The 13,920-nt window shown below is 44.2% G+C and carries 19 protein-coding genes; 9 read left to right on the plus strand and 10 right to left on the minus strand.

Features of this window, described 5'->3' with window-relative positions; translation table 11 throughout:
• Nucleotides 1-18: 18 nt before the first annotated feature.
• Nucleotides 19-204 carry a hypothetical protein gene (locus FD967_RS06805; RefSeq protein ID WP_215325226.1) on the minus strand — a complete coding sequence of 62 codons (186 nt, stop codon included), beginning with the start codon at nt 202-204 and terminating at the stop codon, nt 19-21.
• A gap of 273 nt (nt 205-477) precedes the next feature.
• On the opposite strand from FD967_RS06805, the gene pufB reads away from it, so the two are divergent.
• The 5 genes from pufB to FD967_RS06830 all read left to right on the plus strand — a co-directional run bounded on the left by pufB (nt 478) and on the right by FD967_RS06830 (nt 2,962).
• Nucleotides 478-621, plus strand: a complete 144-nt coding sequence (gene pufB, locus FD967_RS06810; protein ID WP_112294365.1) for a light-harvesting antenna LH1, beta subunit — start codon at nt 478-480, stop codon at nt 619-621.
• A gap of 15 nt (nt 622-636) precedes the next feature.
• Nucleotides 637-840 carry a light-harvesting protein gene (locus tag FD967_RS06815; RefSeq protein WP_215304446.1) on the plus strand — a complete coding sequence of 68 codons (204 nt, stop codon included), beginning with the start codon at nt 637-639 and terminating at the stop codon, nt 838-840.
• 89 nt (nt 841-929) lie between these two features.
• Nucleotides 930-2,342, plus strand: a complete 1,413-nt coding sequence (locus FD967_RS06820; protein WP_215325227.1) for a PucC family protein — start codon at nt 930-932, stop codon at nt 2,340-2,342.
• 285 nt (nt 2,343-2,627) lie between these two features.
• Complete coding sequence (locus tag FD967_RS06825; RefSeq protein WP_215325228.1) at nt 2,628-2,810, plus strand: hypothetical protein; 183 nt, start codon at nt 2,628-2,630, stop codon at nt 2,808-2,810.
• Nucleotides 2,807-2,962 carry a hypothetical protein gene (locus tag FD967_RS06830; RefSeq protein ID WP_215325229.1) on the plus strand — a complete coding sequence of 52 codons (156 nt, stop codon included), beginning with the start codon at nt 2,807-2,809 and terminating at the stop codon, nt 2,960-2,962. Before FD967_RS06825 ends, FD967_RS06830 begins: the two co-directional genes overlap by 4 nt.
• Before the next feature lie 41 nt (nt 2,963-3,003).
• Here the strand turns inward: FD967_RS06830 and FD967_RS06835 are convergent, their stop codons facing one another.
• Entirely contained in the window at nt 3,004-3,477 is a 474-nt protein-coding gene (locus FD967_RS06835) for a glutathione peroxidase (protein ID WP_215325230.1), read from the minus strand.
• Nucleotides 3,478-3,602: 125 nt separating this feature from the next.
• Here FD967_RS06835 and FD967_RS06840 point away from each other — a divergent pair, with 125 nt between their 5' ends.
• Genes FD967_RS06840 through FD967_RS06855 form a run of 4 tightly spaced genes read left to right on the plus strand, consistent with a single transcriptional unit; the run spans nt 3,603 to nt 6,367 of the window.
• Nucleotides 3,603-4,805, plus strand: a complete 1,203-nt coding sequence (locus FD967_RS06840; protein ID WP_251368998.1) for a Coenzyme F420 hydrogenase/dehydrogenase, beta subunit C-terminal domain — start codon at nt 3,603-3,605, stop codon at nt 4,803-4,805.
• Nucleotides 4,806-4,826: 21 nt separating this feature from the next.
• Entirely contained in the window at nt 4,827-5,408 is a 582-nt protein-coding gene (locus FD967_RS06845) for an NnrU family protein (RefSeq protein ID WP_215325231.1), read from the plus strand.
• A gap of 13 nt (nt 5,409-5,421) precedes the next feature.
• A complete protein-coding gene (locus FD967_RS06850) occupies nt 5,422-5,775 on the plus strand; it encodes a hypothetical protein (protein WP_215325232.1) in 354 nt (117 codons plus the stop codon).
• Between the two features lie 28 nt (nt 5,776-5,803).
• Nucleotides 5,804-6,367, plus strand: coding sequence for a lipocalin family protein (locus FD967_RS06855; RefSeq protein ID WP_215325233.1), 564 nt, complete (start codon nt 5,804-5,806; stop codon nt 6,365-6,367).
• A 197-nt stretch (nt 6,368-6,564) separates the two neighbouring features.
• On the opposite strand, the gene FD967_RS06860 is transcribed toward FD967_RS06855, so the two are convergent.
• The 8 genes from FD967_RS06860 to puhA are packed head-to-tail and all read right to left on the minus strand — an operon-like array spanning nt 6,565 to nt 13,864.
• On the minus strand, nt 6,565-7,770 hold the full coding sequence (locus FD967_RS06860; RefSeq protein WP_215325234.1) for a geranylgeranyl diphosphate reductase: 1,206 nt from the start codon (nt 7,768-7,770) through the stop codon (nt 6,565-6,567).
• Nucleotides 7,771-7,813: 43 nt separating this feature from the next.
• Nucleotides 7,814-9,169: a BCD family MFS transporter gene (locus FD967_RS06865; RefSeq protein ID WP_215325235.1), complete on the minus strand. Its 1,356-nt coding sequence runs from the start codon at nt 9,167-9,169 to the stop codon at nt 7,814-7,816.
• 11 nt (nt 9,170-9,180) lie between these two features.
• Entirely contained in the window at nt 9,181-10,098 is a 918-nt protein-coding gene (gene chlG / locus FD967_RS06870; protein ID WP_251368999.1) for a chlorophyll synthase ChlG, read from the minus strand.
• Nucleotides 10,080-10,832, minus strand: coding sequence for a putative photosynthetic complex assembly protein PuhE (gene puhE, locus FD967_RS06875; RefSeq protein WP_215325236.1), 753 nt, complete (start codon nt 10,830-10,832; stop codon nt 10,080-10,082). The genes chlG and puhE overlap by 19 nt, the downstream gene beginning before the upstream one ends.
• Nucleotides 10,833-10,836: 4 nt before the next feature.
• A complete protein-coding gene (gene acsF, locus FD967_RS06880; protein ID WP_251369000.1) occupies nt 10,837-11,931 on the minus strand; it encodes a magnesium-protoporphyrin IX monomethyl ester (oxidative) cyclase in 1,095 nt (364 codons plus the stop codon).
• 20 nt (nt 11,932-11,951) lie between these two features.
• Nucleotides 11,952-12,413 carry a photosynthetic complex assembly protein PuhC gene (puhC, locus tag FD967_RS06885; protein ID WP_215325238.1) on the minus strand — a complete coding sequence of 154 codons (462 nt, stop codon included), beginning with the start codon at nt 12,411-12,413 and terminating at the stop codon, nt 11,952-11,954.
• Nucleotides 12,410-13,069, minus strand: a complete 660-nt coding sequence (gene puhB, locus FD967_RS06890; protein ID WP_215325239.1) for a photosynthetic complex putative assembly protein PuhB — start codon at nt 13,067-13,069, stop codon at nt 12,410-12,412. Before puhB ends, puhC begins: the two co-directional genes overlap by 4 nt.
• Before the next feature lie 24 nt (nt 13,070-13,093).
• Nucleotides 13,094-13,864: a photosynthetic reaction center subunit H gene (gene puhA, locus FD967_RS06895; RefSeq protein ID WP_215325240.1), complete on the minus strand. Its 771-nt coding sequence runs from the start codon at nt 13,862-13,864 to the stop codon at nt 13,094-13,096.
• Nucleotides 13,865-13,920: the final 56 nt, after the last annotated feature.

Consider the following 13,920-nt stretch of genomic DNA (forward strand, 5'->3'; position numbering starts at 1 on the left):
AAGAGGCTGAGCCCCATATTAATCACGTCTCAGTATACGAAAAATGAAGTTTGTTAGGCCTTGGGCAAGAATAAAGGTAAAGATTGCCCCCATCAGACCCATAAACACTGCAGGGACAGTGCCCAGATCCAGTTGCTTGGCAAACAACAAAGACATGGCAAATCCGGTTGCAGCACAAGCCATCTCTATTAGTATTTTTATCATGACAAATCACTCACTAGTTTGACTATTTGAGGCCCCTAAACAGCTTTTGAAGATACCCATTCTATATCCCCTGTGGACTAAAAAGCCCCCTAAAAAAACACTGTTACGAATCAGTTTTTTGCACCGCAATAGAAGAACTTATTAGGGAAACTCCCGATAAAACTGTAAATATTTTTATACACATTGGTATAAAATTCACCTTGTAGTAAAGAAGGTTAATTCAGTGCCCTCGTGTGGGTTAGCACGACGCAGTTAGATTTGAGAGGAAATGCTATGACAAATAACACTCTTACAGGTCTGAGTGTTGAGGAGGCGGAAGAGTTGCATCGCAACCTCATACAAGGTACGCAATTTTTTGGGATGATTGCAGCACTCGCCCATTTACTTGCATACATCTATTCACCTTGGTTGAAGTAATTTAAGGAGCTTAAGATGATCTACGGAAAAATGTGGACAGTAGTAAAACCAACCGTTGGCATTCCATTGTTTTTGGGTGCAGTAGCTGTTGGTTCTTTTTCAGTTCATTTGGCGTTATTAAATAACACAACTTGGGTGAAAGGTTTCCTAGAAGGTGGTCAAGCTGCAAAAGCTGCTGCTGCTTCTACGGCACCCGCAGCACCATTAGCAAAAAAATAAGTTGTACCCTCCCTCATAAGACCTAGATCTAAAAGTCTAGGTCTTATGTTTTTTTGTTTTGCATAACTGTCAGTTAAACTAAGTTTTACATGAATCGTTTTAGTCAAAAATTAATCAATACTTGGGCGAATCTAGGCCCTCGATTTTTACCTTTTGCAGACGCCGCTTCTGCTGAACTTCCCCTAGGTAGATTACTAAGACTGTCTCTATTCCAAGTATCTGTTGGCATGGCCCTAGTACTTTTGGTCGGCACCTTAAATCGAGTGATGATCGTAGAGTTACAGGTACCAGCATCACTGGTATCGATCATGGTTTCATTGCCCATTATTTTTGCACCCATTAGAGCCTTAATTGGTTTTCGCTCTGATACCCATAAATCTGCTCTGGGTTGGCGTCGTGTTCCTTATATTTGGATGGGAACCATGGTTCAATTTGGCGGTCTAGCGATCATGCCTTTTGCTCTGCTGGTCTTAGCGGGAGCTGGCAATGCCAGTCAAGCGCCAGCATGGGTTGGATTAGCGGCTGCTGGGCTATCGTTTCTATTTGTTGGCGCTGGTATTCATACTACTCAAACAGTCGGACTGGCATTAGCCTGCGATCTTGCGCCACCTAAGTCACAACCGAATATTGTTGGACTGATGTTTGTGATGCTATTAGTTGGCATGATTGGCAGTGCACTGATTTTTGGTCAGCTATTAGAAGAGTACAGTCCCGGTCGCCTAATCCAAGTGATTCAAGGAAGCGCTGTTGTAACTATTGTGTTGAATGCAATTGCACTCTGGAAACAAGAAAGTCGCGAAGAAGCGCGGGCAAGAGCGCAAGTAGCCAGAGAGCAAAATTTTAAAGAATCTTGGGAAACATTTAAAGAAGGTGGGCAGGCTATTCGTCGCTTAATCGCCGTAGGTTTTGGCACTATGGCATTTAGTATGAATGATGTTTTATTAGAGCCTTATGGCGGTGAATTATTAAATATGAGTGTGAGTGCGACGACCGTATTAACAGCTACTCTAGCCCTCGGCTGTTTATTTGGCTTTAGCATTGCATCCAAAGTATTAAGCGCTGGTTACGATCCTTTTAAGATGGCCAGTAATGGCGCCAAAATTGGTATACCCGCATTCATTTTGGTGATTGTGGCCGCACCCCTTGGAAGCACGCTCATTTTTATTGTGGGGGTGCTATTAATTGGATTTGGTAATGGCCTATTTAGCCATGGGACCTTAACTGCCACAATGAGATACGCCCCTGAAAATCAAAGCGGCTTGGCATTGGGTGCTTGGGGAGCTGTACAAGCTACCGCCGCAGGTATTGCAATAGGTGTTGGAGGCGTATTTCGCGACATCATTGCCGGCATGGCCTCAAGAAATTATTTTGGCGCAGATCTGAATAATCCAGCAACTGGTTATTGTGGTGTCTACTTAATAGAAGTCGTTTTGCTTTTAATCACCATCTCAGCAATGGCCAATTTTACGTGGCCAGCCAAGTCAACCGAATCAGTGGTCTAATTGAGCCTGCCAATAGGCCTTCAATTTACCTGCAGCGGTCCATCTAATGAATAAGTTTGTGCAGTTATCTGAAAATGTTTTAATATTTTTTGGTTTCTTTATCAGCTCAATTAGTTTTATATTAATCACCTTGAGCTTATGGGACTTCATTCCAGTAGAGATATTCGCTTTTGGTCTTTCATCTGGCATTCGCGTGTTAGGCAGCTGCGCTATTATGGGATGTCTTTTGAGTGCAGTTGGCTACGGAATTAGGGATTACTTTAATAACGAAGTAAAGGAGTGAATATGTTTAAAAAATCAGATTACTTCATTCTCTTGGCAGTGGTGATTTCTTTCTTCACTTCAGCCTATTTATGGTTTGTAGTCCAAGATCGAGAGCAGTCTATCTTTACTGCGCTCTGGGTACCCTCAATATTTTGCTTTGGGATTTATTTCAAGTTATCCGCATTATTGAATCGTAAAAAATGAGTAATACAACATTACTCCTCGTATCGATCTTTGTTTTTTGCCTATTAATTGCTGGCCTGTATTACATGGTTCGAGAATTTATGGGGGAAGTACAAGATGCATTTCCTGATGTCAATGAATGGTTAGATTCCGATCAGAAGAAAAAGAAGTGAGCACTACTCGCTAAAATAGCACCCATCACGTTGCATTCAAATTACAGCAGCTTTTTAATCGCCTCTGACATCTTATTTGCGCCATCTGCAGATGCGAGTCGTGTGATTGATTTACCATCTTTGCTTACGAGAAATTTAGTGAAATTCCACTTAATGCCAGTGGTTCCTAGAATGCCTGGAGCCTGCTCCTTTAGAAATGCATACAAAGGATGTTCGGCCGCCCCATTCACATCTATCTTCTCAAACATCGGAAATGTTACGCCATAATTCGCGCTGCAAAATTGCCCAATCTCATCTGCTGAGCCAGGCTCTTGAGCGCCAAATTGATTACAAGGAAAACCTAAAATCTCCAGGCCAAGGGCTTTATTTTCTTCGTATAGTTTTTGTAAATCTCGGTATTGCGGTGTAAATCCGCAGCGACTAGCCACATTGACTATAAGCAATACCTTGCCAGCATAATCCTGCAGATTTTCTTGGGCTCCATTAAGTCTTTTGAGGGGGATATTCGGCAACATATTTCATTCTCCAAGAGGATTAAAGTGATCTACAAATACTCTATACTCAGTTCATAATAAATCGATTATGAAGCTTTAGCTATATAGCTTTGCCCCTTAAACTATCAAGATTATTAAAGGCTTGCGTGACAACAGACACAGCACCCTATCGCAGTTTATGTACTGACTGCGGCATCTCTCGCACCAGCAATCCAAAACGCTGTGGTGACGCCTGCCAGTTCATCAAACCTAAATACCCAGAATTAGAAACTCAGGTTCACGGCAGACCAAGAGACCTTAGTCGGCCTGATGAACTCCATTTTGGTCCATTCATCAAGATGCTTCGCGCAGGATTAAAAAATCCGAGCACAGGTGCTCAGTGGACTGGTATTACCACCCGCATTGGTGAACGTTTATTGGAGACTGGTGCAGTAGATGCCATTCTGACAATGACTGAAGATCCCAATGATCGCTGGAAGCCTTTACCCATCATCATTGATAAAGCTGCTGATATGGCTAAGTGTCGTGGCATGAGAATGGGATATGCACCACTACTATCTCTACTAGAGCCGGCTATCGCCAAGGGATACAAGAAAATGGCGGTCATTGGTATTCCTTGTCAGGTTTATGCCTTAAGAGCACTTGAAAAAGAATTGGGGCTTGAAAAACTTTACGTCATTGGCACCCCCTGCTCAGACAATACGACTACAGAAAACTTTCATCACTTTCTATCGCTCATTAGTTCAGAGCCAGATGAAATTAACTATCTTGAATTTAGGGCGGACTACCATGTTGAAGTCCGCTTTAAGAATGGCAAGAAGAAAGAAATTCCATTTCTTCAATTACCGCTCTCTACCTTACCAAATGACTTCTTCCCTCTAACCTGCCGCACGTGCGTCGATTACACCAACGTGCTGTCTGATATTACCGTTGGCTATATGGGTGGGCAGGGAGAGCAATGGCTTATTGTTCGTAATGAGCGCGGCGAAGAACTGCTTAATCTACTTGGGGATGAAGTAACAACATCTGCTCCGGGTACTGCAGGTAAACGCCACTCTGCTGTAGTTGGATTTATGAAGAATGTCGAGCGCGCAGCAGGCGGACTCCCTTTAAGAAAAATGCCGAATTGGTTAAGGCCGATTGTGGGTTGGTTAATGCCTAGAGTGGGTCCTCGTGGCTTGGAGTTTGCGAGAACACGTGTAGAAATGAAAGCCATTGAAACAGTGCTGCATCTCAGAAGAGAGCAGCCGGCAAAAATGGCTTCTATGATTCCGAATCACATCTGGCCCCTAGTGGAGCCTTACGGCATCAAACCCACTGACTCTGAAACTCATAAACCCCTAGAATAAGTTTTCTTACTGGAGCATTGCATGTACCTATTCATCACTGGTCTTATTATTTTTCTTGGCAGCCACTCTTGCCGCATCTTTGCCGAACCATGGCGTAATCACATGATTGATCGCTTAGGTGAGGTGAAATGGAAGGGTCTGTACACCATCATCTCCTTAATTGGATTAATTTTGGTCGTAGTTGGCTATGGTCAAGCCAGACAGGCACCGATTGTTCTATGGCAACCAGCGACCTACCTCATCCATATTGCGATCTTATTAAACTTGGTTGCCTTTATTTTCTTGGCAGGTAGTTCACCAAACAATAATGCTATTCGGCTTAAACTAAAGCACCCAATGATTTTAGGTGTCAAGGTATGGGCACTTGCTCACCTACTGGCAAACGGAACATTAGTGGGCCTGATTTTATTTGGATCTTTTTTACTCTGGGCAGTGCTGGATTTCCGTTCAGCTAGAAAGCGCCCTATTCATATGCCAGAAAAGGCGGTGATAAGCACCAAAGCTACTATTACTGTAGTTGTCACAGGAATTGTGATTTGGGCTGCATTTATATTGGGACTACATCAATACTTGATTGGAGTTTCGCCACTCGGGGCAAGGTAAGCTCACTAACTATATGCACTTCAAGCATCTTCACTTATATCTAATCCCACTGCTTCTATTGGGCTGCGATGCTAGTGGGCCAGTATTGGAGTCCATTAATAATCAAAATAAGTCTATTCAATGTACTCTGAATGCTAGTCCGCTACGAATAGATATCACCAAAGGTTCATTGGATGCCAATCTGTTTTTGGGGGGCAAGGAGATTAAAGTTAACTTACTTGAAGTAAAAGACTTTTATCAAATACTAATGCGCTTTGATCCAGAAATTGGACAACTCAAACTCAATAAAGCTGGCACCGAATTGATTCAATTACGTAAAGCTCAGGAACGCATTGAATCTTGCGCAACACAATTAAGATCTTTATAACCCTTACTCTTAACTAATCGAAAATACTATGAATAAAATCTACTCCATCATTGGTCTGCTGGCATTTAGTCTTATTCACAATGTAGCGATTGCGCAAGGGGATCAAAAACCCATTGCGCCCATTAAAACAATTGCTTCGCTTGATGTACCTCGCTACCAAGGTACTTGGTATGAGATTGCGAAGTTTCCAAATTGGTTTCAAAGAAAATGTATCGCCGATACTAATGCTACCTATAAGATCAAGGAAGATGGCAATGTGAGTGTTACCAATCGCTGCACATTTGAAAATGGTGAAAAAGGTGAGGCTCTTGGCACCGCAAGGCAAATTGGCAGCTCCACCTCTCCCACTTTAGAGGTCCGCTTCGCTCCTGCTTGGCTTGGATTTCTGCCAATGGTCTGGGGAGACTATTGGGTAATCGATATCGACCCCGAGTATCAATTGGCCGCCGTGAGCGACCCGGGAAGAAAATATCTCTGGATTCTCTCCCGTACTAAGACGGTTGAGCCCAAAAAATACCAGGCGCTACTAAATCGCCTAGTAAACGATAACGGCTTCAGTCTCGAACAACTGAGCCTGACACCACAAAATTAAACCGAAAATAGGAACTTGATAAAGGTAATTCCGATAATCAAACCTGAAAATGCAATGATCCCAATGACATAGATCTTGCCGGTTTTATTTCTTAGGGTTGTTGCGCTGTTATCTCTCATAATTCCACTTCCCTTCAGTTTTAGGACTAATTAAACACTGCTGCTGAATGACTGTTTCTAAGTAGTAGCTACTGCTTCTTAAACTTTTGCAAAACCCAATAAATGGGCGGTATCTTTAAAGAAAATCTTGATGTGCGCCATAGGGTCACGGCGGACAAGCTTTTTATTCATATACGATTCAAAGGTTAAGCGCTGAACGTCTTTATCTTCACACATTTTGACAAAGCGCTCGCGACGTTTGTCGTTGTTGTACCAAAAACGCTGCATAATTCCGAGAACTAAGAATACGGTACCGTGTTCTTTCATAAATTTTTTACGGGCTTTTGCTAAAACCTTGCCATTGCCAGTAACGAGAAGCTCTTCTACTGCTTCTGCAGCTACTCGGCCACCATACATGCCATAGTAAATCCCTTCACCCGAAGCTGGAGCTACCACGCCAGCAGCATCACCGGCTAACACTACATCTCTACCGTTATCCCATTTCTTCAAGGGCTTCATTGGTAAGGGTGCGCCCTCGTGTCGCAGCATTTCAGCATTCTCAAGGCCAGTCTGTTTTTTAAGGGCGGTAACTGCACTGCGTAAGGAAAAGCCTTTATCAGCAGTTCCTGTACCAATGCTCATGGTATTACCATGCGGGAATATCCAGCCATAAAAGTCAGGAGATAAAGCGCCTTGATAAAACACATCGCAGCGGCTGCCATCAAAGTCTGCCGGCGGATTTTCAGGAACCTTGACGATCTCGTGGTACGCAAAGACATATTCAACTTCCTTCGCGCCGGGGATAGCCTGGCGCCCAACTCCGGATTTGGCGCCATCTGCACCAATTACTGCCCTGGCACGTACCGATACGGTTGTGTCAGGCACACTTTGCTTGCCACCTCGGACGACATATTGGACCACTGAGACGCCATCTTCATCACGACTGAGTTTCTCAAAAATACCCGTTCTTCTTTCAGCGCCATCATTGGCGGCACGGACACGCAAAAATTCATCAAACTTATCGCGATCGACCATCCCTACAAAGCCGCCCTCAATATGCATATCCACCGCCTTATCTGATGGCGCAATCATTCTGGCGCAATTGGCTTTGGCAACTAAAAGCTCATCAGGGATTTCAAAATCCTTAATCAAGCGCGGAGGGATAGCCCCACCGCAAGGCTTAATTCGGCCCATACGATCCAATAAGAGTACTTTACGACCTTTCTTAGCAAGGTCACTTGCAGCAGTAGCTCCAGTAGGACCACCACCAACAACTACGACATCAAAAGTTTCTAAAGTACTCATTCTGATCTCCATATATTGAGTGCATTAATTCATCATTAATAACTTACACGCCAACCAATTGCTTTGATAATTCGTTTGTTTGTTTTTGCGTACGCGTCTGAAATGACAAGTAAGCAGCCACCACAAATAAAACACCTTCCAAGAAAAACACAAAAGCATAGGTGGAAGCGGGATCGCCTAAAACAATCCTCGCGATATCGCTTAAGCCAGTTCCAATAATTCCACCTAAACCAAAGGCCATCGCTTGCGATGCCCCCCAAATACCCATACGAACACCTTCACGCTGCGCGCTACCGACACTGGCAAATTGCATCATCGATCCAATCGCTGCAATAGAAAAGGCGCCATTGAAAATGCCTAACAAGAAAACAGCCACCTTAAAGAAAATGACGTTATCAATCGGGCCTGATAAAACAAGACCCATCATTGCTAAGGCTGAGGCTAAACAGCCGCCAATAGTCCAAGTGCTCAGTGACGTTAAAGTCTGAGATTTAGCTTTACTTGTAATAAATGCTAAAAAGAGCATCCCAAGGAGGACGCCACCATTTTGTAAGCCAGATAATGTCGTTGTCTCTGCGGGTGAGAACCCGAAGGCAACCGCGGCGAATGGTTCCAAGATTAAATCTTGAGAGCTATAGGCAAGCATCGACACAAAGACAAACCAAGTAAACGAACGTACCCTACTTTCTTTCCAGACCTCAGCAAAGGCTTCACGAAAATTGGCTTTAGAAGGAATCGCTTCTGATTGAGCTGCATCTGTATTAGCGATGGACTGCTGAGTCTTTAACAACGGAGACTCCATACCCCAAATTGCCAGGAATGTCACCGCCACTGCAATCACAGAGACGGTGGTGGAGACCATTAACAGGCGCTCAAATGAAAAAGGCGTCAGAAACTTTCCACTGACACTGGCTGTAAAAGCAAAACCGAAAATCATCATCAACCAAACGCAGGTAGCGGCGGCAGCCTTCTTTTTAGGCTCCACACGTTTTGCCAGAAGAACCAACAATGCGGTGCCACTTGAACTAACGCCAATGCCAATCATTAAAAAGGCAACTGTCGCCAGCGCAATACCCAATCCTACTGAGCTACTTAATAAAATCGTTGAGGCAGCAGCAAGCACCCCGCCGCTAGCTAATACCAAGATCCCGCCCCGAATCCATGGGCTGGCTCTACGCGTTTGGTCAGAGCCAAAACCCATCCGGGGTCGTATTAACTGAATAAAATAATGAATCGCCACCAATGCACCAGGCAGAATTGCTGGTAGAGCTAATTCAACTACCATCACACGATTTAACAGTGAAGTAGTTAGAACCACAATCGATCCCAAAGACGCTTGGACTAAACCAAGTCGTGCAATTTGGGGCCAAGTGAGATAGGTGGATTCAGAAGCGCTCATAGTGAAATGAATTAATTGACCGAGAAACGTCCTGCCACTGCAAATGCACTCACCATCATTCCTGCAACAAACAATGGCACCCCGAAACCACTCAGAAATAATGCGCGCTTGACTGGATCTAACAAGAAATTGCGCATCATCACTATTTGCCCTGCTATCAGCAGCACAATCACACCAGCCTGCCAGTAAGCACCCCAGATCAGTAGAAGACCAAATACGCCAAACTGGGGGGCTAACATCATTAAGCAGGCATTCTCAGCTGCACCTGCAACGCCGAGTTGCACCGGCAACGAGAGAACACCCATTTGACGATCGCCTTCAATCGCCTTGAAGTCATTCAAGGTCATGATGCCGTGTGCACCGATGCTATACAAAATTGCTAGAAGGATAGATGGTGTGGAAGGGAACAAATCTCCCATCATCACTGCTGATCCGGTAAACCAAGCCAAACCCTCGTAAGAGATTCCACAAGCAGCATTACCCAACCAGCCGTTTTGCTTAAAGCGTAATGGCGGCATGCTATAGAACCAGGCCAGTAAAAGACCAAGCAGTGTCGCGGCAAATGCCCAAGGACTAATTAGCCAGCCCAATAAGAGTGAGAGGCCAGTCCAAATACAGGCAACATATAAACCCCAAGCTCCTGGCATGCGACCAGAAGGAATCGGACGCTGTGGTTCGTTAATAGCATCCACCTCACGGTCATACCAATCGTTCACCGCTTGACTAGCAGCACACACCATCGGACCGGCGAGAATCACACCAGCAACTAATAAGTGCCAACGCCCCTCAAAGGAAACGCCAGTTGCAATCACTCCACAGGCAAAAGCCCACATGGGTGGAAACCAAGTAATCGGTTTTAACAACTCTAATATTGCGGATGGCGCAGGAAAGCGGCGCATGGTGAGCGTATTTATGATCGCATCCCCCATTTCCACAAGCCTTCGCTAGAAAAAGGAACCACCATCAAAATATGCTCCAAGACTGCCAAGGACAAAATAGCACCAGTCAATGACATTGAGGCAACCATGAAATCACTACTACTTGGATGAACCGCTGCTTGCCACAACGGAATTGCACAAAGAACACCGCCGATCACTGATAGCGGAAGCAATGGATTCATTGGCTTACAAGTGAAGTAAGTAAAGATATATTTGAGATGATTCGGCAGGAAGCGCTCATTGAGATTTAAAACACCCAAGAAGATATTTAACTTTGCACTCTGCCTCATGAGCCAAAGAATCATAAAAGTCCAAAAACCGGTCTGGTTTGAACCGCCCCAAGTCATCATAGTCACAGCTAGGGCCAAAATTACCAAGGCAATCTCATGATGCTGGATTGTCTTAAATGCAAGATACGCCTTTTGCCAGCCCCGACAATTTTCTGGGCAAGGATCTCGACGAGGACCAGTAACATAGCCAAATAAGAAGCCGATTTCTTGCCAACCCCAAACTAAAATGGCACAGGTAAAGCCGCAATAAGCACCAGCTACAGTACTTAAATTAGCACTGGTTTTTAGTCCGACTAAAGCTAAAGCCAAAACCATACCACTTACCCAAAAAGCATTTTTATAGGTCGAAGGATGACGTTGGTTTAGCAAGAGAATAATTCCCGTGCTAAACCACCATATAAAAATGGAGTAGAGGATGGGCCAAACAATGCTCATCAGATTACCAAGAAGGAACCATGCGAACATCAGCCGGCAAGGCATTGTCTTGAACTGGCATGAAATACAACTTCAAAAATACAATACCAGCACGAGCACCTAAAACGGCAGTTTTCAACTTGTTGATCAGGCCACCCTCTTTTTTATAAACATCCATCTTTTCGAACAGCGCCCGCATCTCTTCAAGGTACTGATAGAAACGGGGATCATCTAAATTTACAGAAATTGGGAATACCTGCTTAATAATTTCATTGGTGATGAAAAGAACCTTCTTGTCGTAATCCGTTGGAGAGATCTTCATCGCCTTATAGAGCTCAATGCGAGTATGGTCACGCACATACATCGTGGCATATACCGCAAGGATGAAGAAACGAATCCATAACTTATTAACGCCTTGGAGCAACTTCGGATTGGCACGCATGATTAGTGCAAAGGATTCACCATGGCGGAACTCATCGTTACACCAGCGCTCAAACCATAAAAAGATCGGATGAAAACGTGTTTCAGGGCGACTTTCAAGTTCACGGAAAATAGTGATGTAACGGGCGTAACCAATCTTCTCAGAGAGGTAGGTAGCGTAAAAAATAAACTTAGGCCTAAAGTAAGTATATTTCTTAGATTTCGCTAAAAAGCCTAAATCAATACCGATATTGAAATCCTTGAGCCACTGGTTAATAAAGCCAGCATGACGACTTTCATCCCTGGCCATGTAACCAAATAACATGCGCATATCTGGATTGGTGACCTTACGCTTAATCTCTGCGTACAAAATGCAGCCAGAGAACTCAGAAGTAATAGAGCTGATCAAGAAATCAACGAACTCGTCATATAAGGCTGGATGTAGATTGGAGTAATTTTTGTCCATATCTGCAGGGCGTTGAAAGTGATCATGATTGTTATCACCTTCATACTCAGCCATCAATGCATCCCACTCAGGGCGCAAGGAATCGATACTGATACGATCCATCTCTTTAAAATTAGTCGTATAAAAGCGCGGACTCAATACAGCGTCTTGCAACGCCATCTTGGTAGATTCATTAATTTCACCCTTTGCAGGGATTTGACTTTGCAACATACTTTCTGCGCTATCTAAATTCATTTTCTACTCCAAATAAAAAATTATTTAACTGTTGCTGCTAAATGCACTGGGTCAAGCAATTTATAAAATGTTCCAGCATTGGTAGGTCCAAAAGACTCTAGATCGACCATGCGACCTGTTGCTGTATCCGATAAAGTTAAGCGGCCATCCGCTCTGTAAATAAGATCAAAGGGTGGTCCACTATCCAAGCCCCTGCGCTTTCTTTCTTGAGCAAGCCCGCGCAAAGTACCCCTAATAAATCCTGCCTCACCCTGAACAGAATCAATCTGCTGTCCAGTTTTATAATTAATTACCGCAATCGAGCCATCTGGCCGATCTTCAAAGCGTAACTGCAAAACTTTCGCAGGCGCTGCATCTGGCTCTCTTACTTGACTCAAGTCACGACTATTAATAAAAACCAACAGCAACACAATGGCAATGCCAGCGGCTACCAGTATCTTAGCCACGGGCGATAGAAAATCTTTTCTTTCTGCAGTGCTCATGCCGTCTGCACTCCCGTTTGTAGAACTTGAATATCTTGCACTTCCATTTTGTTGAGTCCAGTAGATGCCATCCAGGCTTCTGTCAGTATTGCTGCAACTACCTTCGCATTAGGAACACAACGCATCATGGGCTCTGGTGTTGCTAAACGCCATGGACGTACATGGGGCCATAAATGAAAAAAAGCAATCTTATCCTCGGTAGCAATCTGCATCGGAATATCGCCAGTTCCATCCTTGTATAGCTTGAGATCTGCACTACCAAGAGTCTTATAGGGAAGATTAAATGTCACTGTTAAAACAATGCCAACTCTCATCACGATGCGACGGTTTGTTAGGGTGTACATGGTCGTAGTTGCGGACCAGTAAGCCAACAATCCAACCAACACAAGACCAATTACGGCCAGGAAGAAGGCAAGCGCTACGCTACTCCAACCCGCAGCCAAGCCACCCTCACTACTGGATACTGAAATCGCTTGCCAAATCACAATCACCGCAAAGTACAAGCTCAGCCACTGCAAACGAAATACATGCTTAGCCATAGAGATCCAATTGGGAGCTCCCTGCCACAAGATCACTTCATCTTGTGGCAATGGTTCTGGCAGCCCTAGGGCTGCCTCAAACTCATACTCTGCTGATTGATGTGCTTTTTGATTCACAAATTACTTTCAATAAATAACTATTTAAATAAGCGGTTCTTGACGCTCAGGGGTTGCATACAAAGTGCCACCACCAAAGTAAGCCATGATCTTCTCTTCTTCCAATAAGGTGATTTGATCTTGACTCCTTAAGCCTGGCACCAAAGCAAATTGATTGGCAAGAATCGATTCCACCTTGATATAGTCCCGATGAATTCGAGTGAAATTGATCGGTAGTAATACTCTTCTACCGCCAAACTCTGGCAAAGTTTCGATTTCAAAATAGCGAATGACCACTTCAGCCTGATCAATCCAGAGCTCTTTCACGGTGCCGGCGATCAGTCCATCATCACCCATGACCTCCATGCCAACTGGCGTTTTATCTTGTTTGGCTACAGTAAATTGACCGAGTAAACGTCCAGGCAGAATGCGCTTTTGACCTTCTGATGTCATATCAGGAATATCTGCACGCTTAGTAAATGCGCCTGGACCAACACCATCTAACATTGGATTTCCGGTTGGGACTAAAGGGGCGCCATTTAAGTAACTTGAAGGTCTAGCGGCTACCTTTTCAAGGGGCTCATCTTTTGGGACGGTGACATCACCCCAATATTCCGTATGAAAAGTTTTCGGCGCTGGCATACCCGCTATACCGGCAGCTCGACGCGTTTCACCACGAACATCGTATTCGAGTGGAAAACCTTCACGCTTACTTTCGACAGTAAGGTAATACACAAGTGCTGCAAAAAATACCCAAAATGCATACAGCACCAATTGCGCAACATCTACATATTCTGTAATTGCTCCGGTTGCCATCTTGCTCTCCCTTTTAACAATAACGCTTATTGTGAAAAAACATACTGTGCCACTTC

The organism is Polynucleobacter sp. JS-Mosq-20-D10, from assembly GCF_018687755.1.
Lineage (GTDB): Bacteria > Pseudomonadota > Gammaproteobacteria > Burkholderiales > Burkholderiaceae > Polynucleobacter.